We start from the raw sequence: 18,896 nt of genomic DNA, 5'->3' as shown, positions 1-18,896 counted from the left end.
GTTTACCCGCGAATGGGCCGCAAAGCGGCCCCTGTCAGTCTTTACGCAGATGCAACTCCTGGCGCAAATCGTCCAGATAAGGAAACGCCAATCGCCCCTGCACCACCCGCTCATGCTCCAGTTCTGCCAGCAACTGGCATTCATCCCGCCCGGCCATGGCCAGCAGGCTGCCATCCGGGCCAATGATGCTGCTCTGCCCGCAATACTGGATCTCGTCTTCCGCGCCGCAGTAATTGGCATACACCAGGTAGCACTGGTTCTCCTGCGCCCGGGCCCGCACGGTCACCTGGCAGATGAAATCGTATGGCGTCATGTTCGCCGTCGGCACCAGGATCAGCTCGGCGCCGCCCAGCGCCAGGCGCCGGGCGTTCTCCGGGAACTCGATGTCGTAGCAGATCAGCAGGCCGACCTTCCAGCCGTCCAGTTCCACCACCGGGAAGTGGTCGGGGCCCGCGCTGAACATCGAACGGTCGAGCTCACCGAACAGGTGGGTCTTGCGGTAGTTGCTCAGGCTACGGCCATGCGCATCGATCAACTGCACGCTGTTGTAGAGCTCGCCATCATCGCCGCGCTCCGGGTAGCCATAGACGATGGCGATGCGGTGCGCCTGGGCGATTTCCACCACTTCCATGGCCGCCGGGCCATCGTCGGTCTCGGCCAGGCGCTCGACCTGGGCCAGGCCGATGTTGTAGCCGGTCAGGAACATCTCCGGGCACACCAGCAACTGGGCGCCGCGTTCGGCCGCCAGTTGCGCCTGGTGGCGCAACCGTTGCAGGTTGCCGGGCACGTCCAGTGGCTTGGGCGCGCCCTGGAATAGAGCGATGCGCATGCTGCCTCCTTGTCTCAGTCGGCCAGGGCGATTGGGCCGATTTCGTCGAATACGTCGCCTGGGCCTGGGTTGTCCGGGTGGGTACGGCCACCGAAGTGGTTCATGATACCCCACACCGCATTCAGCGACGTCTGCACCGCGCCTTCCACCCAGGCCGGGGTCCACGACACGTCGTCACCGGCAATGAACATGCCGCGTTGTTCGGCTGGCATGTCCTGCTGCATGAAGTGTGCGTACATGCGCTGGTTGTAGCGGTAATGGCCCGGCAGCGCGCCCTTGAAGGCGCCCAGAAAGTGCGGGTCGGCCTCCCAGGAAATGGTGATCGGGTCGCCGATGATGTGCCCGGCAATATCGGTTTTCGGGTAGATCTTCTTCAGCGCGTCCAAGGCCAGTTGCACGCGCTTTTCCACCGGGTGCGGCAACATCTTCAGCGCATCGCTCATCCAGGCATACGACAGGCAGATCACCCCTGGCTTGTCGTCGCCGTTGTCGAACAGGTAGGTGCCGCGGGTGAGGCGGTCGGTGAGCGTCATGCTCATCAGGTCGCGGCCGGTTTGCGGGTCCTTGTCCTTCCAGAACGGCCGGTCGACCATGACGAAGGTTTTCGACGACTGCATGTAGCGGGTGCGGTCCAGGGCCATCCACATTTTCTGCGAGAACAGCGATTCCTCGCAGTCGATCTGGGTGGTCAGCAGCCAGGTCTGGCAGGTGGCGAGCACGGCGCTGTAGTGGCGGGTGTCGCCCCAGTTGTCGGTGACTGCCAGGCGGCCATCGGCGGCGCGGGCAATGCGCTTTACCCCGGTACGCGGTGCGCCGCCATGCAGCGCGCTCAGGCTGGTGCCCTCCGGCCAGTGCACGCAGCGCTCCGGTACATGGCGCCAGATGCCTTGCGGCACCTGCTCCACACCACCGACCACCAGATGCTGGTGGTCGTCGCAGTTGGTCATCACCACGCGGAAGATTTCCAGCATCGAGTTGGGGAAGTCCGAGTCCCAGCCGCCGGTGCCGAAGCCGACCTGGCCGAACACTTCGCGGTGCTGGAAGCTCAGCTTGGCGAACGAGCGCGAGGTGGCGACGAAGTCATAGAAGGTGCGGTCGTCCCACAGCGGGACCAGCTTGTTCCACAGTTCTTTCAGGCGTGGCACATCACGGTCGCGGATGGCTTGCTGGATGTCGGCGAACTGCGCGCCACTTTCCAGCGCATCGGCCCAGGCGTCGGCCACCTCGTGGAACAGCTGGGGCAGGTCGGTAGCTTTTTCGGCGTAGTAGGTCTGGCCTTCCAGGTCGATCACCGTGCTGCCCGAAGCCGGGGTCAGCGGGTTGGGGAAGGGCTTGGTCTCCAGGCCCAGTTTGTCGACGTAATGGTAGAAGGCGGTGGACGACACCGGGAAACGCATGCCACCCAGTTCGGCGATGATCCCATCGGTACCGTTGAAGGCTTGCGAACGCAGCCGGCCACCCAGCTTGGAGGCCTCGTACACCACTGGCTTGAGGCCCAGCTTCATCAACTCGTAGGCCGCCACCAGGCCGGCGATACCGGCGCCCACGATGGCCACTTCCTCACCATGGCGCTCGGCGGGAATGCTGCCAAGGCCTGCCGGGTGTTCCAGCCAGTCGTCGAAGGCGAAGGGGAAGTCCGGGCCGAAGATGGTGATCGGCTGCTTGCCGTCGGCGGGGTGGCGGTTTTTCTTGTTCATTAAGTGACCTTGCCAGAGAGGCTGCGCGGGGAGCGGAGCCTGAGTATAGGAGATGCCTGGGGGTCATTTTAGGGAGTGGGGTGTTCGTTATTAAGGTGCAGAGTGTTGTCTTAATGTAGCTTTGCTCGTCGTTATTCACATAATTAGAGTGATTCTGACGAATCAGCTTAGTGAGGCCAAATGATCTACGGTCTCAGGGTATTTCTGCACCAGACGAATCAGTGCGACTGCTTGCGCATTGGGCCTGGAACGGCCTTGCTCCCAGTTCTCCAGCGTTCTGGCATTGGTTCGGAGATGGTTCGCGAACACTGCCCTGGACATGTTGAGGCGTTGGCGCAGTTCAAGCAGTTCGTTAGGAGCCAAAGGTGCTAGCTCGGTGAAGCTGGCTTTGTGCGAGCGCAGGGTTTTCTTGCCTTGGCGTTCTTCAGCCAGGGCGTCGAAGCCTTCCGTGAGCTCAGTGAACAAGTTGCGGGGCATTGGGGAAGCCTCTTGTGAATATCCCCATTCTGCATATCTCTACGCGATTTACGTATGGTTAATTGGTGACAAAAAGCATCAGCGCGTCTGATTGGCTTGTAGCTGCAAAGCTGAGATCGCTAGTGCACCGCGTATTCTGTGGGAGCGGGTTCACCCGCGAATGCGTCGGTAGATTCACAGCAGCATTCGCGGGTAAACCCGCTCCCACAGGGGACCGTGCTGCCTTTGTGATACGAGTGATCAGACAGATCCTACGCCCATGCCTTGAGATAAAGAATTACCCTACACCCGCTATCGCCTCGGTCTGGCATCGCGGGAATCGCTTCACCGTTATCTTCACCGGGTCGCCATAAATTCGGCGATCGGGCGTGAGAACCCGCTGATCTTTCTGGAGGCACACTGCTATGGCAGCTGTGCGCGGGCAGGCTTTGCCTGGCCGGGTACGCGCCTCCAAGTTCGCCGGTTCTCACCTCGCGCATGGCTGCCACCCAATTCCCGTGAGAAGGATGCGATTGGCCGCCAATCACCCCTGTGATGTGGAGGCTATACCATGACCGACCGCTTACTCGACCAACCCGAAAAACTCAAACCCACCGCCGAAAAGCCCTTCTGCAACTGCGAGTCCAGCCACCCGCCGCTATTCGCCATCCGCCCCGGCATCGACGCTGCCGACGCCTTGGTCCACGCCTGCCTGCTGGCCCGTGGCCTCAATCAGATCGCAACTGACTACGCCCAACACCACGCCCCCGAAAGGAGCCGTGACATCGTCTGGTCAATGCAGCATTCCGCCGAAAGCCTTTCGGCAATCCTGGAGGGCCTGCTCGACGGCCAGGAAGCCTGACCGCCGACCAGCTCAGAGCGGCTGCCCGCGGTCCACCTTGCTGCTGAGAATGATCGACGTGGTGGTCTTCTCCACCCCGTCGACACTGCCGATCTGATCGAGCAACTGGTCCAGCTGCTCAGGTGAATCCGTACGCAGCCAGGCCACATAGTCGAACTCGCCACTCACCGCGCACAACTGCTGCACCTGCCCCATGGCACTCAGGCGCCGCACCACCTCTTTGCCGGAGCGCGGTTGCACCTTGATCCCCACATACGCCTGCAGCCCGCCGCCTATCACACTCTGGCCCAGGCGCACGCCATAGCCGGAGATGACCTTGTTCTTTTCCAGCCGCTCCAGGCGCGAATTGACCGTGGTGCGGGCGATGCCCAGCTGGCGGGCGAGGGTGGCGACGCTTTCGCGGGCGTTGATCTGCAGCAGGGCGATCAGCTGGCGATCGATTTCATCCAGCGTGATGGAGCGGGAATCCGACATGGCGAGTCTCTACGGTTGGCCCCGCTAGCCTAGCCAGCCAGTGCCAATCAGGGCAAGGCCAGTCACCACCGCCCCTGCTGACGCGGTCCCGGTGTAGGAGCGGCCTTGTGTCGCGAAAGGGCTGCAAAGCAGCCCCAGGATTTCATCGGCGATGCAGATATTGCTGGGGCCGCTTTGCAGCCCTTTCGCGACGCAAGGCCGCTCCTACAACAACCGCGCTGGCCCGATGGCTTTACCTTCGGCATGATGAACCGCTAGTCCAACGGAAACCTAAGCGTGAACCTCGACCACCTGCTCGAATGCTGGCGACTGGAAGTCTCCAACAAGAAAAGGCCCGGACGCCGCATCAGCCTGCTGTTCAACGTGCTGCGCCGCGCACGCAAGGACAACAAGCTGCGTTTCCTCTTCGCCTACCGCCTGGCCCAGTACCTCGACGCCCGCGGCGGCCTGGCCCGGCGTCACGCCCGGCGCATGCAGCAACGGCTCAACCGCAAGTACGCCGTGGACATCGATATCGGCGCCCAGATCGCCCCCGGCCTGCGCATCGCGCACCTGCCAGGGGTGGTGATTACCCGGCACGTGAGCATCGGGCGCAATTTCTTCATTCGCCAGAACTGCTCGATCGGTATCAAGACCCTCGGGCTGGAGGAATACTCGCTGCGCATTGGCGACAACGTGAGCATGGGCGCCAACAGTTGCATCGTTGCCGATTGTATCGACATTGGCGACGACGTGGTGATTGGCGCGATGTCGCTGGTTACGCGGGATATTCCGGCAGGGATGACTTTCTACAATCCGCGGCAGGTGGAGATGCGGCCGAGAGGTGAGTAACCAAAAGAGTTACATTTTCTGGGCTGTCGGCGGGTTGGTCGAATGGTACTGTCTAGTGCAACCATTGCACTGTATGATCAGCCTATGCCCACGATCCATCGGTTGTCCAATTGCGTAATCTGCCTCTATGCAAATGACCATCTGCCTCCGCATTTCCACCTGCGGTTCAGTGATGGTCGTCAGGCTCTGATAGCGATCAATGATCTGTCTCCGCTGGCCGGGTTCGGTGCTTCACGGGTATCTCTGCGCGAGATGAGTGAGGCGCTTGAATGGGCCTCGCAGAACAGGGCTCGACTGCTAGCAATGTGGGAGGATCTGAATCCATGACCAATAAACATTTCCAACTGACCGAGGTGGCCGTTGCGGCCCCCTGTTCATTGCTGCTGACCTTTGCCGACGGGCAGCAATTCACTGTGGCTCTGGATGAAATCATAGCGAAACACGCGACGTTGGCCCCCCTTGCCGACCCCAAGGTATTCGCAACGGCTGCAATTGGTGAGTGGAAAGACACGGTCATCTGGGCCGGTGACGACAATCTTGAACTTGCTGCCGACAACCTGCGCGCACGCGCGGTGGAGCAGGTCGGGGAATGCTCGCATGAACTCATCTGGAACTGGATGGCCAAGCATGAGCTGACGTTCGATCGTGCAGCTCAGGAGCTGGGGCTGAGCAGACGTATGTTGGCTTACTACCGTAGTGGCGAAAAACCCGTTCCAAAGACCGTTGCCCTGGCTATGAAGGGGTGGGAAGCACTTCGGATGTCTGATGCGGAAGTGAAAAACGTATCCCGTCGAATGTCTGCCAAGTTCCCTAGTGGGGCAGCTGGGCAAGCCACGAAGCAACGAGCGTGATTCCCTAGCTGAACGACAGGCACAAAAAAGCCGCGCAATCGCGCGGCTTTGTCGTATCTGGTGGGCCCACACGGACTCGAACCGTGGACCAAAGGATTATGAGTCCGAAAAATACTCCCGTGATCATTGGACAGTAGTACCGGATTTTATTGAACATTCGGTCATATTGGGGAAAGACTTTTGATGTCGGTGTGGACGTTTAGGACTGTACCAGGCTGAACAGATCTTCAATGCTTTGCACTCTGCGCAATGCCCCCGAGCTCTGCGCAGCCCGTGGTGGACCTGTTCTGGGGATGCTTTTCACCTGACCTACCCTTTGCACCATTTTCCGAGGCAAAGTGCGTCGGCGGGAGGGGGACAAGTGATTTTCACAGCCGATTTTTTTCTGAGTTGAGCTTACTGTCGGCAATTCTTGGTGGTGGGTATAGTGTTGACAGGTGCGCTTCTGGTGGGTACAGTAACCACCAATAGCGCAGTGGAAGGAGGTGATGTTGAATAGCCGCGAGCTAATGGCGAAGATCGAGGCGGATGGTTGGATCGAGGTACGGGTGAAGGGAAGTCATCATCACTTTAAACACCCGACGAAGCCGGGATTGGTAACAATCCCACATCCGAAGAAGGATCTGTTGCTGAAAACAATCAACAGTATTTTGAAACAAGCCCAACTTTAAGGAGGAGGGTCTTTCAACCGCTTGATATCCATTGAGCCAAGCGGTTGAATCTGACCTAGCTGATGTCGAAGCTAGGGGATACAATACAGCGTCCGAGGAGGACAAATTAGTGCTTTATCCAATTGCGATTCTTCCTGGCGATGAGCAACACGCTTGGGGTGTCGAAGTTCCAGATATTCCTGGCTGCTTCTCAGCTGGTGATGATCTCGACGATGCTATGGCTATGGCCAAAGAAGCAATCGAGGGTCACTTGGAATTACTGGCCGAGGATGGAGCGGCGATTCCTACCGCACATAAGGTGACCGTCCATTCGGCTAACCCTGAGTATGCAGGCTGCACCTGGGCAGTGGTTGATATAGATATAACGAAATATCTAGGTAAGGCTGAAAAATTGAATATTACTCTACCTAGGCATTTGCTTAATCGTATCGACGAGTATGTGAAACACCACCCTGAGCAAAAAAGCCGATCCGGTTTTTTGGCTTCGGCTGCACTGAGAATATTGCAAGAAGCATAATATAACTGTTGGCCAAACTAAGTTTTAGAGGTTGCAAAACTAGGAAAATTAAATTCTTGAACAGGACGTTTTCTAGGCTCATAGATAGCTTGGGTCTGAGGGAGTTCAGACGGTAACCGACAAGGGATGCTTGTCGAGAAAGCATGACGTTTGCCCGTCTTTATGGCGGGCTTTGTGTTTGTAGAATCAAGAATTGACCGATTCAACTGTCCGTATCAAAGGGAAGGGCTGTCCGCACAGAAAGCTCTTGGTCAGCCCCGGTTGACGGCGGATTTAGAGCCTTCAACCTTGGGACGGATGAGATACCGGCCCAGCTCGATCTCACGGCGGATGGCCGAGTCGGACTGGCCCGAACGCTTGGCGTACTCGCCGACAGTGACGTAGGGCGTGTCGATGTGCTCGAACTCAGCAAAAAGCACCTTCAGAAAATACGAGGCCGGGATCATCGAGATGGGCGCGCCGGCACTGATCAAGATCTCCAGCCATCCACGATTTAAGAAGTACACGCTGTGGCTGATGACCGGTGATACGGCACCAGAAGGCGGCCAGGTCAGCCCGAACCGAGGTATCTACAAGGAACGTTCTATGAGCAAGGAATATGCGTCGTTCGCAAAGCCGATGGTCGGTGTAGCAATCATTGACTTGGTGATGCTGTGGTACTTCGATTGGGCTGGATGGGCATGGGTTGCGGCCGCAGTGCTTGCTGTGATGGTTCTGATTGGACGGTTCAAGGAAGCTTTGGAAGTTCATCGCGAACGCTCAGGGTCATCGCCGGCTGGCGCCGCCCCTGCCAAAGCAGCTGACCGCCCTCCGTTGCATCACCATCTTCTGCAAAAGTCGGATCAAGTCGCTGAGTTTACGCTCATCCAATTTAGGCGCCTTTTGGAAAGCACCTCTCGATCCATCGCCCATGATGCGACGCTGGAGGTGCAGGGTCTCTTGCTTCGATTTGACAAGACGACGGATACGGGGCCCCGCCCGCCCCTCGGGTCGGCAGTCAACAAGCCACTGTCCATCATCCTTTTTCGTGATTGACATGGAGACCTACTGACCACTCAGCTCAAACAGATGCCAAAACGTAGCCATCTCACCACTCGAGGTATCAGTAACTTCCCCCTGGATCCGGTCAACCCGGAATGTCCGGGGCTCTCGTCGCATGTGGAAGTAGCCCTTGAAATAGGTACTCCTGCACCCACGCCCCTTTGAGACAACCAGATGAACAGTGACCTCCCGATCTGAGTTACCAGAATCTGAACTCTGGTAGGCAGGTACCGGCTGCATGGCCAGATTTTGAAAGCTGGAGAGGAACTACAGAACCGGCTTACTGCAGCCTTAACTTTCAAACCGAGTTACTCAAAATTCCGGGATATTGTAGACGCAATCGGGCTTGAGCTACCTGAAGGTCAATTGAGTCATCTCTTGCGCCACACTTTCGCGAGCCATTACATGAAAAATGGTGGTGACATCCTCACGCTGAAACGAGTGCTTGGACATGCCACATTGGCTATGACTCAAAAATATTCGCATTTCAGCCCCGGCATCTGGCCGAGGTTGTGAAACTTAAACCTTTGTCCACTAAGCAAATAGGAGAAAAACATGAAGCCTAATACAAAGTTTATTGCACTGAAGGATCTCAAAGATCGGAAGTGGGTGGTTGCTGTCAGCTCAATCTCAAGTGTTGTGCCAGCCACTTCTAGCGGCTGGGAGGGTAAGGTGAAGGTGAATTTGAAAACACCGTTTTCTGGCTGGGGTGAGTCGCAGTCCCGCGAGGGCATCACGATCAATGAGGACGAGGCGCGGAAGCTGCTGTCAATTCTGCTGGATTAGTCGTATGTGGACATTTTGCGGGCGTTGGAAAGGTTGCTGCACCAACCTTCACTCTGCCTAAAATGACGAAAGCCGCGCAATGCGCGGCTTTCAAGGTGGTGGGCCCACACGGACTCGAACCGTGGACCAAAGGATTATGAGTCCTCTGCTCTAACCGACTGAGCTATAGGCCCTCAGTAAGTGGCCGGATTATAACGAGGGTTTCGCACCTGTGCCATCTGAAAGATCCGATAGTGCTATGCGAAGAAACGTTGCGGCGAACTCTTCTGGGGGCAGGGGCAGGCTGACGATGTAGCCCTGGATCTGCTCGCAGCCTTCGGCGGCCAGGAAACGTTGCTGGGCCTGGTTCTCCACGCCTTCGGCAATGATGGTCAGCTGCATGCTGCGCCCCAGGGCGATGATCGCGCGGGCGATGGCGGCGTCGTGGGGGTCGTCGGGCAGGCCGCGGATGAACGACTTGTCGATCTTGAGAATGTCCAGCGGCAGGCGCTTGAGGTAGCTCAGCGATGAGTAACCGGTGCCGAAATCGTCGATGGCCAGTTGCACGCCCAGTTTCTTCAGCTGGTACAGCACGGCCAGGGCTTCTTCGGCCTGGCTCATGATGAAGTTTTCGGTGATTTCCAGCTGCAGGTCTCCGGCCTTGAGCTGGTGAAGCTTGAGCAGCTGCTCGATGCGCCGGGCCAGATGCGGGTGGCGTAGCTGGGCGCCGGCGAGGTTGATCGACAGCGGGCCAAAGGGTTCGTAGTGCAGCTTCCAGGTTTGCATTTGCAGGCAGGCCTGCTCCAGTACCCAGTCGCCGAGCTGAAGGATGGTGCCATTCTCTTCGGCCAGGTGGATGAAGTGTTCCGGCGGCACTTCGCCAAAGGTCGGGTGGCTCCAGCGGATCAGCGCTTCGGCACCGACCAGTCTCTGGGTCTTGAGGCTGAGCTTGGGCTGGAAGTACAGGCTCAACTCGTTACGTTCGATGGCCCGGCGCAGCTCGTGCTCCAGGGCGATGCGCTCGCTGGCCTGGGCGGTGAGGTCGCGGGTATAGGCTTCGACGCGGTTGCGGCCCTTGGCCTTGGAGCGGTACATGGCGGCGTCGGCGTTGCGGATCAGCGAGGAAACATCCGAACCGTCCTGTGGATAAAGGCTGATGCCGATGCTGGCGCTGGTGAAGAACTCGTGTTCACCGGCCTGGAATGGCGCATTGAAGCAAGCCAGCAGCTTGTTGGCGATGGTGCTGGCGTCGCTGGGCTTGTGCAGGCCAGGCAACAGGATGATGAATTCGTCGCCGCCCAGGCGGGCCACGGTGTCAACGTCGCGTACCTGTTCTTTCAGGCGCTGGGCGATGCCCTTGAGCAACAGGTCGCCAACCGGGTGGCCGAGGCTGTCGTTGATGTGCTTGAAACGGTCGAGGTCGAGGAATAGCACAGCACCCTGGCGGTTGGACACTTGCGCGCAGGTGAGCACGGCCTGCAGGCGGTTCTCGAACAGGGCGCGGTTGGGTAGGCCGGTCAACGGATCGTGGTGGGCTTGGTAGTCGAGTTTGGCCTGCGCGTGCTTGATGCTGGAGATATCTGCGAAAACTGCCACGAAGTGGGTGACTTCGCGTTCACTGTTGCGCACGGCGCTGATGGTCAGCCAACTTGGATAGAGTTCGCCATTCTTGCGCTTGTTGTAGATCTCGCCTTGCCAGTGGCCTTCGGCGGTCAGCTGGTGCCACATGGCCACATAGAAGGCGCTGTCGTGCTGGCCGGAGGCGAGCAGGCGCGGGGTCTGGCCGAGGGCTTCGATCTCGCTGTAGCCGGTAATTTCGCTGAAGGCGCGGTTGACGGCGCTGATGCGCTGGTCGATATCGGTGATCAGCACGCCTTCGGCGGTGTTCTCGAACACAGTGGCGGCCAACTGTAGTTTTTCCTGCATCAGGTGGCGTTCGGTAATGTCGCGGGCAATGGTCAGCATGCAGTCGACGCCGCCAATCGGCAGCGGCCGTGCGGACAGCTCGCACAGGCGTATCTGCCCGTCGCTGCGGCGGATGTGGCAGGTGAAATCGCGCACGAAGCCATCGCGGTTGAGCTGTTCTATCAGGCGCTTGCGTTCGTTGAGGTCGACCCAGATACCCAGGTTCAGCGAGGTCTGGTCGATGGCCAGGTTGAGGTCGTAGCCGGTGAGGCGGCAAAAGCCCTCGTTCACTTCAAGCAGCAAGCCGTCACTCTGGCGCGACAGTAAAAGGCCGTCGGGTGAGGCGTGGAAGGCTTTGGCGAACTTTTCTTCCGAGGTTTGCAGCTGCTCCTGGGTTTCCTTCAGCTGGCTGATGTCGCGTACCGCTACCACCAGCGCCGGGGTGCCGTCGAGTTCGAAGGTTTCGGCCGAGGTCAGGCCGGTGAACAGCTGGCCGTTGCTGCGCCGGAAGCTCATCTCCAGGTTGCGAATACCGCCCCGGTGCAGGCGCTCAAGCAGCTTTGGCCCGGTGCCTTCAACGCCCCACAGGTTCAGCTCGGTGGCGCTGCGGCCAATCACTTGGCCCGGAGTCAGGCCGATCTGCTCTTCGAAGGCTTCGTTGACTTCCAGCAGGCAGCCGTCACTGTGGCGGGCGATAAGCAAGATGTCAGGGCACTGTTGGAAGACCGAGGCAAACTTCTGCTCCGACAGGCGCAGGGCGTCCTCGGTACGCTTGGTGTCGCTGATGTCGATCATCAGCCCGCGCATCAAAGGCTGATGGCCATGCTCGATCATGCTGACGATGTTGCGTACCCACAGTGGCTGGCCATCGGCCCGGATGACCCGGTAGTCCAGGCTGTGGTCACGGCCGCCCGCCGTTTCGCTGTCACAGTAGGCCTGGGCCCACAGGGCATCTTCCGGGTGCAGGATGCTGCGCCAGAAGCCAGGCTTGAGCCATTCGCTCAGCGGGTAACCCAGCAGGTCTTCGGCATGAGGCGAGACGTAGCTGTAGGTGAAATCATTGGCATCGGCTTCCCAGGCAATGGCGGACAGGCTCTCGACCAGGCCACGGTAGTGGTACTCGCTGCTGCGCAACTCCTGTTCAAGGGAGATGCGCCGGGAAATCTCCGAGCTGAGCCGGCGGTTGATGCGGATGACCACGGCCAGTACTGCCATCAGCAGCAGCACCGTTGGCAGGCCATAGACCAGCAAGTCGGACCAGAACATCCGCTGGTCGACCACATTGCCCACCCAGTGCTGCTGGATCTGGCTGACTTCGTCGCTGCTCATGTCGGCCATTACTTTATCCAGAATGCCGACCAGCACCTTGTTGTCGCGGGGGGCGGCCATGGCCAGTTGGTAACGGTAGGGCGTTTCGCCGCTGACGTAGAGACCGTCGAGTTTCAGCTGGCGCAGGCTCCAGATGCTGGAAGCCAGGTCGCCGACCACGGCGTCCACTTGGTCGGTGGCCAGGGCTTGCAGTGTGGAGCTGACGTTGGGCAGTGCCACCAGGTTGAGGTCGGGGTGATGGGTACGCAGCAGCTCGTGTGGGGCGTAGTTTTCGACCACGGCGATTTTCAGGCCGTACAGGTCGTCCAGGTTGCGCGGTTGGGCACCGCCTTTGTGGGCGAGGATGACGATGGGGAAGTCGAGGTACGGGCGGGTGAAGGCCAGATAGCCCTGGCGTTCGGGGGTGGACATGATGCCGGGCAGCAGGTCGATGCGGTTTTGCCGCGCCTGCGCCAGTACCTCGGTCCAGCTGCTGGGTTCGACCGGTTTTAGCGTCACGCCCAGGCGTTGCTGGATCATGGCGATGTAATCGGCGGCCAATCCCTGGTACCGGCCCTCCTGGTCGCGAAACTCGAACGGTGGCCAAGAGGCGTCTATGCCCAGGCTTAGCTGCGGGTGGGCAGCCAACCAGGCTTTCTCCTCGTCTGTCAGGGTCAGGGCGCCGGCCGTTGTGTTCCACAGAATCAGGAGCAGCAACAGGATGGCCGGCTTCAAGGACATGGCGGCCTCGCATTCAGATAGTCTGAAGTCGAGTGTAGACGGGCATTGCTGCAGGTGTGCGGTGGAAGGTGGGGTCTTTTGTCAGATACAACAGGGCCTTGCGCAAATTCCGGGGCGGCGCAGTCACTGTATGAGATTTTGTGGGGGCGGGCTTGTCCCGCGAAGCCGGCGACGCGTTGCATGGCACCGGCTTTGCCGGTGTTCGCGGGACAAGCCCGCTCCCACAGGGACCCCGAACATTTCGAAAGGCAGAAAAGAAAAACCCCGGCCTGGGCCGGGGTTTTGACATCACTCGTCGAGGAAGCTGCGCAGGTGCTCGCTGCGAGTCGGGTGGCGCAGTTTGCGCAACGCCTTCGCTTCGATCTGACGGATACGCTCACGCGTTACGTCAAACTGCTTGCCCACCTCTTCGAGGGTGTGGTCGGTGTTCATGTCGATACCGAAACGCATGCGCAGCACCTTGGCTTCGCGTGCGGTCAGGCCCGAGAGCACGTCGCGGGTGGCTTCTTTCAGGCTTTCGACCGTGGCTACGTCGATCGGGGACTGCATGGTCGAGTCCTCGATGAAGTCGCCCAGGTGCGAATCTTCGTCGTCACCGATCGGGGTTTCCATGGAGATCGGCTCTTTGGCGATCTTCAGTACCTTGCGGATCTTGTCCTCAGGCATTTCCATGCGCTCGCCCAGCTCTTCCGGGGTCGGTTCGCGACCCATTTCCTGCAGCATCTGCCGGGAAATACGGTTGAGCTTGTTGATCGTTTCGATCATGTGCACCGGAATACGGATGGTGCGTGCCTGGTCGGCGATCGAACGGGTAATTGCCTGACGAATCCACCAGGTGGCGTAGGTCGAGAACTTGTAGCCGCGACGGTATTCGAACTTGTCCACCGCTTTCATCAAGCCGATGTTGCCTTCCTGGATCAGGTCGAGGAACTGCAGGCCACGGTTGGTGTACTTCTTGGCGATGGAGATGACCAGACGCAGGTTCGCCTCGACCATTTCTTTCTTGGCGCGGCGGGCCTTGGCTTCACCGATCGACATGCGACGGTTGATTTCCTTGATCTCGACAACGGTCAGGCCGGTTTCGGTCTCAAGGTCGATCAGCTTCTGTTGGCAAGCGACGATAGCAGCGTTTTTTTCACCCAGGGCAGCAGCCCACTTGGTGTTGCGCTTGGCCAGGTCACCGCTCCAGGTCTGGTCGGTTTCGTTGCTCGGGAACATACGCAGGAAGTCGGCGCGCGGCATGCGGGCGTCACGCACGCACAGCTGCATGATGGCGCGTTCTTGCTGGCGCAGACGGTTCAGGGCGTCACGTACACGCTCGACCAGTACTTCAAACTGCTTGGGTACCAGCTTGATCGGCATGAACAGGTCAGCCAGGGCCTGCAGGGCCTCGATGCTTTCCTTGTGGGCGCGACCGTTTTTCTTCAGGACCTTTTGAGTGGCCTGAAGCTGGTCGTTGACCGCACCGAAACGCTGGGCTGCGATGACCGGATCGGGACCGCTTTCGGTCTCTTCCTCGTCGTCACTGCCTTCGCTTTCTTCGTCTTCGTCGTCCGATTCTTCCTTGGCCGCAGGGGCCTTGGCGCCAGGGACCGGCACTTCGTCGGTGGGCGCCGCGATATTGTCGTCAGGGTCGATGTAACCGCTGAGAACATCGGACAGGCGGCCACCTTCGGCGGTGACGCGGTCATATTCGCCGAGAATGTAGTCGACAGTGCCCGGGAAGTGGGCGATAGCGCCCATGACTTCACGAATGCCTTCCTCGATACGCTTGGCGATTTCGATCTCGCCTTCGCGGGTCAGCAGCTCGACGGTACCCATTTCGCGCATGTACATGCGCACCGGGTCGGTCGTGCGGCCGATATCGGTTTCAACTGCCGCCAACGCAGCAGCGGCTTCTTCCGCCGCGGCTTCGTCGGTGTCGGCTTCCGCCAACAGAAGGGCATCCGCATCCGGAGCACTCTCGAATACGTTGATCCCCATGTCGTTGATCATGCGGATGATGTCTTCCACCTGTTCCGGATCTGAAATATCCTCAGGCAGGTGGTCGTTGACCTCCGCGTAAGTCAGGTAGCCCTGCTCACGACCGCGGGTGATCAACTCTTTGATACGAGACTGCTGTTGCGCTTTTCCGGACATAACACCCTATCCACTGAAGGTCTTGGCGGGCAAAAAACAAGCCGAGGATTATACCCGAGCATGGGCCTCACGCGCCAGATGAGGTCGGCGTTTGTGCGGGAACATTCCGGCTCAGCAGGGCGAGGAGCTGGGTTTTTTCCTCGCTGGTCAATTCGCTTTGACGTGATTTCCTGAGCAGTTGTTCCAGGCTGCGCTCGCGTTGGCGGGCGGACAAGCTAGTTATAGTGTCGAAAAACTGTTGTTCAAGGTTATCGGCCACGATCAGCCATTCCTTTTCTGCCAGGGCCCGCAGCAGGCGGCCCTGTTCGGTGCCATGCCAACGTGCGATCAACTGCATTGAGCTTAGCCCAGGATTTTTCTGTGCGGCTTCGATCAGTGCCACCAGCAGCTGGCTATACAGATGTTCTTCGTCGGCGAAGTGGCTGGCGTCTTCCACCTTGCCGGCCAGCAGCGGGTGGTGCAGCAGGGTGCGCAGGGCGGCCAGGGTGGGCGGCTCGACCGGGGCCGGTACGCGCGGTGGCGCCTCGTCACGTTGCTGCCAGGGCTTGCCGCCTTTGCGATTCTTGTCCCAGGGCTTGTCGCTCCACGGTTTCTTGCCGCCGCCTTTGTTCGGCTTCCACTCCGGTTCCTGGTGCACGGGGGCATAGTCGTGCTGCGGCATGTCGCCGTAGTCCGGGGTGTAGCTCGCCATGGCATCGTAGTCATAGCCAGGGTCGTAATCGGGCACGCTGCTGGCAGCCGGGGTTTGTTGCGCCAGCTGTTCGACCTGCTGTGGGTCGAGGCCGGTGATTTCTTTCAGGCGGTTGCGCATCAGCTGGCGCAGGTTGGCGCCGGGGATTTTTTCGATCAACGGTGCGGCCAGGGTCGCCATGTGCGCCTTGCCTTCCAGCGAGCGCGGGTCGGCTTCGACGCTCAGTTGCTCGAAAAAGTAATCGGCCAGCGGCTGGGCGTGCTGGTTGATACGTGCCCTGAAGGCATCTGTGCCCTCGGCGCGCACCAGGCTGTCCGGGTCTTCGCCTTCGGGCAGGAACAGAAAGCGCGCGCGGCGGCCGTCCTGCAGGTTCGACAAGGTCGATTCCAGCGCACGCCAGGCGGCCTTGCGCCCGGCCTGGTCGCCGTCGAAGCAGAACAGCACGCTGGGCACCACGCGGAACAGGCGCTTGAGGTGCTCTTCGCTGGTGGCGGTGCCGAGGGTGGCCACGGCATTGCGCAGGCCCTGCTGGGCCAGGGCGATAACGTCCATGTAGCCCTCGACCACGATGATCTCGTCGAGGTTGCGGTTGTGCTTGCGCGCCTCGTACAGCCCGTACAGCTCCTGGCCCTTGTGGAACACTGGGGTTTCCGGGGAGTTCAGGTACTTGGGCTTGTCGTCGCCGAGCACCCGGCCACCGAAGGCGATGATGCGCCCGCGGCTGTCGCGGATCGGGAACATCACCCGGTCGCGGAAGCGGTCGTAGCGCTTGCCGCTTTCGGCGTTCTCGATCAGCAGGCCGGCGTCGATCATCACCTTTTGCTGCAGGGTGTCGGCACCCAGGTGCTTGAGCAAGTTGTCCCAGCCCGGCGGGGCGAAGCCCAGGCCAAAGTCGCGGGCGATTTCCCCGGACAGGCCACGGCCCTTGAGGTAGTCCACCGCCGCCTTGCGGGTCGGGTGGCTGCGCAGGGCCTGGCGGTAGAACTCCGAGGCGGCGTCCAGCAGAGGGTACAGCGGCGAGTCGGTTGGCTGGCGTGGTTTGTGGTCACGGCGGCCTTGTTCGCGGGGCACTTCCATGCCCGCGGCGCGGGCCAGTTCCTCGACGGCCTGGGGGAAGTCCAGGTTGTCGTGGTCCATGACGAAGCCCAGGGCGTTGCCGCCGGCGCCGCAACCGAAGCAGTAGTAGAACTGCTTGTCGGGGCTGACCGTGAAGGAAGGGGTCTTTTCCTTGTGGAACGGGCAGCAGGCGGAGTAGTTCTTGCCGGTTTTTTTCAGCTGGACGCGCGAACTCACCACGTCGACGATGTCGAGGCGGTTGATCAGGTCGTCAATGAAGCTCTGGGGAATCAGCCCGGCCATGGCAGTCTCGTCATCTGGCAACTGGCAAGTCTAATCGCTCGCGCGCCGAATGGGGCGGGTGCAGCTTGGGGAAGTGCGAGGGAATGTGTGCTCGCCGCCAGCCCCTAAGGGCCCGTCAGTCGGACGTGCACGTCTGGTCATACAGCAAGAAGGACCAGCTCTGACGTTTCAGGCAGGTTGCCCCGTGTGCAGTTCGCATGAAGCTTGTGCAGGGCCTTGGGCTAGCTGCCCAAGTTTGAAGCGACCACTGCCATCGCCCGGCGGTTAGCCGGGCAGGCAGAAGCTTTGCGTTGAACGCCTGTATTAGTACAGGCGAACGGCGCGGCGCTGTTCGCGCTGAACTTTCTTGGCGTGACGCTTAACAGCAGCAGCTGCTTTGCGCTTACGCTCTGCGGTCGGCTTCTCGTAAAACTCGCGGCTACGAACTTCAGCCAGTACACCGGCTTTTTCGCAGGAGCGCTTGAAACGACGCAGAGCTACGTCGAAGGGTTCGTTCTCTTTAACTTTGACGGCTGGCATCCAGGGCTACCTTAATTCATTACCGGGGTAGACGTGCTCCTGGCAAAACAAAGGTGTGCTGGAGAACGTCGGTTTTCAAGGGTTGCGGATGTTAACCCTTAGCAAGCCGGAATGCAAAGCCTCTGATCGAAAACCGCTGGTCGGCATCCAACTCGGGGACTATCATGCGCGGCTTCGAATTCAGCCCCCACAAGGGACGAACCCATGCTAGTACTGGGATTGGAAACATCCTGCGACGAAACTGGCGTCGCATTATACGACAGCGAACGCGGTTTGTTAGCCGATGCGCTGTTCAGCCAGATCGACCTGCACCGCGTGTTCGGTGGGGTGGTACCCGAGCTTGCCTCGCGTGACCACGTCAAGCGCATGCTGCCGCTCATTCGCCAGGTGCTGGACGAGGCTGGCTGCGTCGCCACCGAGATCGACGCCATCGCCTACACTGCGGGCCCTGGCCTGGTCGGCGCATTGCTGGTGGGCGCCTCCTGTGCCCAGGCGCTGGCCTTTGCCTGGGACATCCCGGCAATTGGCGTGCACCACATGGAAGGCCACTTGCTGGCGCCCATGCTGGAAGAAAATCCCCCCGAGTTTCCGTTCGTCGCTTTGTTGGTTTCCGGTGGGCATACCCAGCTGGTCCGGGTGGATGGGATCGGCCAATACCAACTGCTGGGCGAGAGCCTGGACGACGCCGCCGGCGAAGCCTTCGACAAGACCGCCAAGCTGATCGGCCTGAATTATCCGGGTGGCCCGGAAATCGCTCGGCTGGCCGAACAGGGCGTGGCTGGGCGCTTCGTGTTCCCGCGGCCAATGACCGACCGGCCGGGCCTGGAGTTCAGCTTCAGTGGCCTCAAGACCTTCGCCCTCAACACCTGGCAGCAATGCAAGGATGCTGGCGACGACGGTGAGCAAACCCGTTGCGACGTGTCCCTGGCATTCCAGCAGGCGGTGGTAGAGACTTTGACCATCAAGTGCAAGCGCGCCCTCAAGCAGACTGGCCTCAAGCGCTTGGTCATCGCTGGCGGCGTGAGTGCCAACAAGGCCCTGCGCGCGTCCCTCGAGGACATGCTGGGCAGCATCAAGGGCAATGTGTACTACGCTCGTCCGCAGTTCTGCACCGACAATGGCGCGATGATCGCCTATGCCGGTTGCCAGCGCCTGTTGGCCGGGCAGCAGCAGGACCTGGCAATCAGCGTGCAGGCACGCTGGCCGATGGAGCAGTTGCCGCCGCTGTAAGGTTTGGTTG

At 60.0% G+C, this 18,896-nt stretch carries 19 protein-coding genes, 1 tRNA gene and 1 pseudogene; 10 read left to right on the top strand and 11 right to left on the bottom strand.

Annotation, left to right across the window (positions count from 1 at the left end; translation table 11 throughout):
• Positions 1-34 precede the first annotated feature (34 nt).
• The 3 genes from ACIP1G_RS27210 to ACIP1G_RS27200 all read right to left on the bottom strand — a co-directional run bounded on the left by ACIP1G_RS27210 (position 35) and on the right by ACIP1G_RS27200 (position 3,003).
• Positions 35-829 (bottom strand): carbon-nitrogen hydrolase family protein, encoded by a 795-nt coding sequence (locus ACIP1G_RS27210; protein WP_400742624.1) that lies wholly within the window; start codon positions 827-829, stop codon positions 35-37.
• A gap of 14 nt (positions 830-843) precedes the next feature.
• The gene (locus tag ACIP1G_RS27205) at positions 844-2,526 is read right to left on the bottom strand and encodes a flavin monoamine oxidase family protein (protein ID WP_400742621.1); all 1,683 of its coding nucleotides are present in this window, start codon (positions 2,524-2,526) and stop codon (positions 844-846) included.
• Positions 2,527-2,688: 162 nt separating this feature from the next.
• Entirely contained in the window at positions 2,689-3,003 is a 315-nt protein-coding gene (locus ACIP1G_RS27200) for a helix-turn-helix domain-containing protein (RefSeq protein ID WP_400742618.1), read from the bottom strand.
• Between the two features lie 550 nt (positions 3,004-3,553).
• On the opposite strand from ACIP1G_RS27200, the gene ACIP1G_RS27195 reads away from it, so the two are divergent.
• Positions 3,554-3,844: a hypothetical protein gene (locus ACIP1G_RS27195; protein WP_400742615.1), complete on the top strand. Its 291-nt coding sequence runs from the start codon at positions 3,554-3,556 to the stop codon at positions 3,842-3,844.
• Between the two features lie 12 nt (positions 3,845-3,856).
• On the opposite strand, the gene ACIP1G_RS27190 is transcribed toward ACIP1G_RS27195, so the two are convergent.
• Entirely contained in the window at positions 3,857-4,318 is a 462-nt protein-coding gene (locus ACIP1G_RS27190) for an Lrp/AsnC family transcriptional regulator (RefSeq protein ID WP_012270181.1), read from the bottom strand.
• 276 nt (positions 4,319-4,594) lie between these two features.
• Here ACIP1G_RS27190 and ACIP1G_RS27185 point away from each other — a divergent pair, with 276 nt between their 5' ends.
• The 5 genes from ACIP1G_RS27185 to ACIP1G_RS27165 all read left to right on the top strand — a co-directional run bounded on the left by ACIP1G_RS27185 (position 4,595) and on the right by ACIP1G_RS27165 (position 7,188).
• Entirely contained in the window at positions 4,595-5,149 is a 555-nt protein-coding gene (locus ACIP1G_RS27185; protein ID WP_400742612.1) for a serine acetyltransferase, read from the top strand.
• Between the two features lie 42 nt (positions 5,150-5,191).
• The gene (locus tag ACIP1G_RS27180) at positions 5,192-5,476 is read left to right on the top strand and encodes a DUF4160 domain-containing protein (RefSeq protein ID WP_400742609.1); all 285 of its coding nucleotides are present in this window, start codon (positions 5,192-5,194) and stop codon (positions 5,474-5,476) included.
• The gene (locus ACIP1G_RS27175) at positions 5,473-6,000 is read left to right on the top strand and encodes a DUF2442 domain-containing protein (protein ID WP_400742606.1); all 528 of its coding nucleotides are present in this window, start codon (positions 5,473-5,475) and stop codon (positions 5,998-6,000) included. Before ACIP1G_RS27180 ends, ACIP1G_RS27175 begins: the two co-directional genes overlap by 4 nt.
• A 491-nt stretch (positions 6,001-6,491) precedes the next feature.
• Complete coding sequence (locus tag ACIP1G_RS27170) at positions 6,492-6,671, top strand: type II toxin-antitoxin system HicA family toxin (RefSeq protein ID WP_400742603.1); 180 nt, start codon at positions 6,492-6,494, stop codon at positions 6,669-6,671.
• Between the two features lie 109 nt (positions 6,672-6,780).
• Positions 6,781-7,188, top strand: coding sequence for a type II toxin-antitoxin system HicB family antitoxin (locus tag ACIP1G_RS27165; protein WP_400742602.1), 408 nt, complete (start codon positions 6,781-6,783; stop codon positions 7,186-7,188).
• Between the two features lie 251 nt (positions 7,189-7,439).
• Here the strand turns inward: ACIP1G_RS27165 and ACIP1G_RS27160 are convergent, their stop codons facing one another.
• Positions 7,440-7,661, bottom strand: a complete 222-nt coding sequence (locus ACIP1G_RS27160; RefSeq protein ID WP_400742599.1) for a hypothetical protein — start codon at positions 7,659-7,661, stop codon at positions 7,440-7,442.
• On the opposite strand from ACIP1G_RS27160, the gene ACIP1G_RS27155 reads away from it, so the two are divergent.
• On the top strand, positions 7,639-8,223 hold the full coding sequence (locus ACIP1G_RS27155; RefSeq protein ID WP_400742597.1) for a hypothetical protein: 585 nt from the start codon (positions 7,639-7,641) through the stop codon (positions 8,221-8,223). The genes ACIP1G_RS27160 and ACIP1G_RS27155 overlap by 23 nt on opposite strands.
• A 9-nt stretch (positions 8,224-8,232) precedes the next feature.
• On the opposite strand, the gene ACIP1G_RS27150 is transcribed toward ACIP1G_RS27155, so the two are convergent.
• The gene (locus tag ACIP1G_RS27150; protein ID WP_400742594.1) at positions 8,233-8,469 is read right to left on the bottom strand and encodes a WYL domain-containing protein; all 237 of its coding nucleotides are present in this window, start codon (positions 8,467-8,469) and stop codon (positions 8,233-8,235) included.
• A gap of 21 nt (positions 8,470-8,490) precedes the next feature.
• Between ACIP1G_RS27150 and ACIP1G_RS27145 the strand changes: the two are divergent.
• Both ACIP1G_RS27145 and ACIP1G_RS27140 read left to right on the top strand, forming a co-directional pair.
• Positions 8,491-8,795 (top strand): annotated as a pseudogene (locus ACIP1G_RS27145) (tyrosine-type recombinase/integrase); the annotation flags it as partial.
• Positions 8,785-9,015: a hypothetical protein gene (locus ACIP1G_RS27140; RefSeq protein ID WP_400742592.1), complete on the top strand. Its 231-nt coding sequence runs from the start codon at positions 8,785-8,787 to the stop codon at positions 9,013-9,015. The pseudogene ACIP1G_RS27145 and the gene ACIP1G_RS27140, both read left to right, overlap by 11 nt.
• A 96-nt stretch (positions 9,016-9,111) precedes the next feature.
• Here the strand turns inward: ACIP1G_RS27140 and ACIP1G_RS27135 are convergent.
• The 5 genes from ACIP1G_RS27135 to rpsU all read right to left on the bottom strand — a co-directional run bounded on the left by ACIP1G_RS27135 (position 9,112) and on the right by rpsU (position 17,656).
• Positions 9,112-9,188: transfer RNA gene (locus ACIP1G_RS27135), tRNA-Ile, on the bottom strand.
• 16 nt (positions 9,189-9,204) lie between these two features.
• Positions 9,205-12,948 (bottom strand): EAL domain-containing protein, encoded by a 3,744-nt coding sequence (locus ACIP1G_RS27130; protein WP_400742589.1) that lies wholly within the window; start codon positions 12,946-12,948, stop codon positions 9,205-9,207.
• Positions 12,949-13,236: 288 nt separating this feature from the next.
• Complete coding sequence (gene rpoD / locus ACIP1G_RS27125) at positions 13,237-15,087, bottom strand: RNA polymerase sigma factor RpoD (protein ID WP_400742586.1); 1,851 nt, start codon at positions 15,085-15,087, stop codon at positions 13,237-13,239.
• A gap of 67 nt (positions 15,088-15,154) precedes the next feature.
• Positions 15,155-17,137, bottom strand: coding sequence for a DNA primase (dnaG, locus tag ACIP1G_RS27120; RefSeq protein ID WP_400742583.1), 1,983 nt, complete (start codon positions 17,135-17,137; stop codon positions 15,155-15,157).
• 303 nt (positions 17,138-17,440) lie between these two features.
• Positions 17,441-17,656 (bottom strand): 30S ribosomal protein S21, encoded by a 216-nt coding sequence (rpsU, locus tag ACIP1G_RS27115; RefSeq protein ID WP_003255575.1) that lies wholly within the window; start codon positions 17,654-17,656, stop codon positions 17,441-17,443.
• 204 nt (positions 17,657-17,860) lie between these two features.
• Between rpsU and tsaD the strand changes: the two genes are divergently transcribed.
• Positions 17,861-18,886 (top strand): tRNA (adenosine(37)-N6)-threonylcarbamoyltransferase complex transferase subunit TsaD, encoded by a 1,026-nt coding sequence (gene tsaD / locus ACIP1G_RS27110; protein ID WP_400742581.1) that lies wholly within the window; start codon positions 17,861-17,863, stop codon positions 18,884-18,886.
• The last annotated feature ends 10 nt before the right edge of the window (positions 18,887-18,896 follow it).

Origin of the sequence: Pseudomonas sp. NPDC089392 (assembly GCF_044749595.1) — a bacterium.
GTDB lineage: Bacteria > Pseudomonadota > Gammaproteobacteria > Pseudomonadales > Pseudomonadaceae > Aquipseudomonas.
Note: the sequence above shows the minus strand (reverse complement) of the source record. Positions and strands in the feature narration are given on the sequence as shown.

Bases quoted from the DNA above. Each gene is read 5' to 3' on its own strand.
- ACIP1G_RS27140 (WP_400742592.1), top strand. From the start codon at position 8,785: ATGAAGCCTAATACAAAGTTTATTGCACTGAAGGATCTCAAAGATCGG.
- ACIP1G_RS27175 (WP_400742606.1), top strand. From the start codon at position 5,473: ATGACCAATAAACATTTCCAACTGACCGAGGTGGCCGTTGCGGCCCCC.
- rpsU (WP_003255575.1), bottom strand. From the start codon at position 17,656: ATGCCAGCCGTCAAAGTTAAAGAGAACGAACCCTTCGACGTAGCTCTG.
- tsaD (WP_400742581.1), top strand. From the start codon at position 17,861: ATGCTAGTACTGGGATTGGAAACATCCTGCGACGAAACTGGCGTCGCA.
- ACIP1G_RS27210 (WP_400742624.1), bottom strand. From the start codon at position 829: ATGCGCATCGCTCTATTCCAGGGCGCGCCCAAGCCACTGGACGTGCCC.
- ACIP1G_RS27180 (WP_400742609.1), top strand. From the start codon at position 5,192: ATGGTACTGTCTAGTGCAACCATTGCACTGTATGATCAGCCTATGCCC.
- rpoD (WP_400742586.1), bottom strand. From the start codon at position 15,087: ATGTCCGGAAAAGCGCAACAGCAGTCTCGTATCAAAGAGTTGATCACC.
- ACIP1G_RS27155 (WP_400742597.1), top strand. From the start codon at position 7,639: ATGGGCGCGCCGGCACTGATCAAGATCTCCAGCCATCCACGATTTAAG.
- ACIP1G_RS27130 (WP_400742589.1), bottom strand. From the start codon at position 12,948: ATGTCCTTGAAGCCGGCCATCCTGTTGCTGCTCCTGATTCTGTGGAAC.
- dnaG (WP_400742583.1), bottom strand. From the start codon at position 17,137: ATGGCCGGGCTGATTCCCCAGAGCTTCATTGACGACCTGATCAACCGC.
- ACIP1G_RS27195 (WP_400742615.1), top strand. From the start codon at position 3,554: ATGACCGACCGCTTACTCGACCAACCCGAAAAACTCAAACCCACCGCC.
- ACIP1G_RS27200 (WP_400742618.1), bottom strand. From the start codon at position 3,003: ATGCCCCGCAACTTGTTCACTGAGCTCACGGAAGGCTTCGACGCCCTG.
- ACIP1G_RS27205 (WP_400742621.1), bottom strand. From the start codon at position 2,526: ATGAACAAGAAAAACCGCCACCCCGCCGACGGCAAGCAGCCGATCACC.
- ACIP1G_RS27190 (WP_012270181.1), bottom strand. From the start codon at position 4,318: ATGTCGGATTCCCGCTCCATCACGCTGGATGAAATCGATCGCCAGCTG.
- ACIP1G_RS27150 (WP_400742594.1), bottom strand. From the start codon at position 8,469: ATGCAGCCGGTACCTGCCTACCAGAGTTCAGATTCTGGTAACTCAGAT.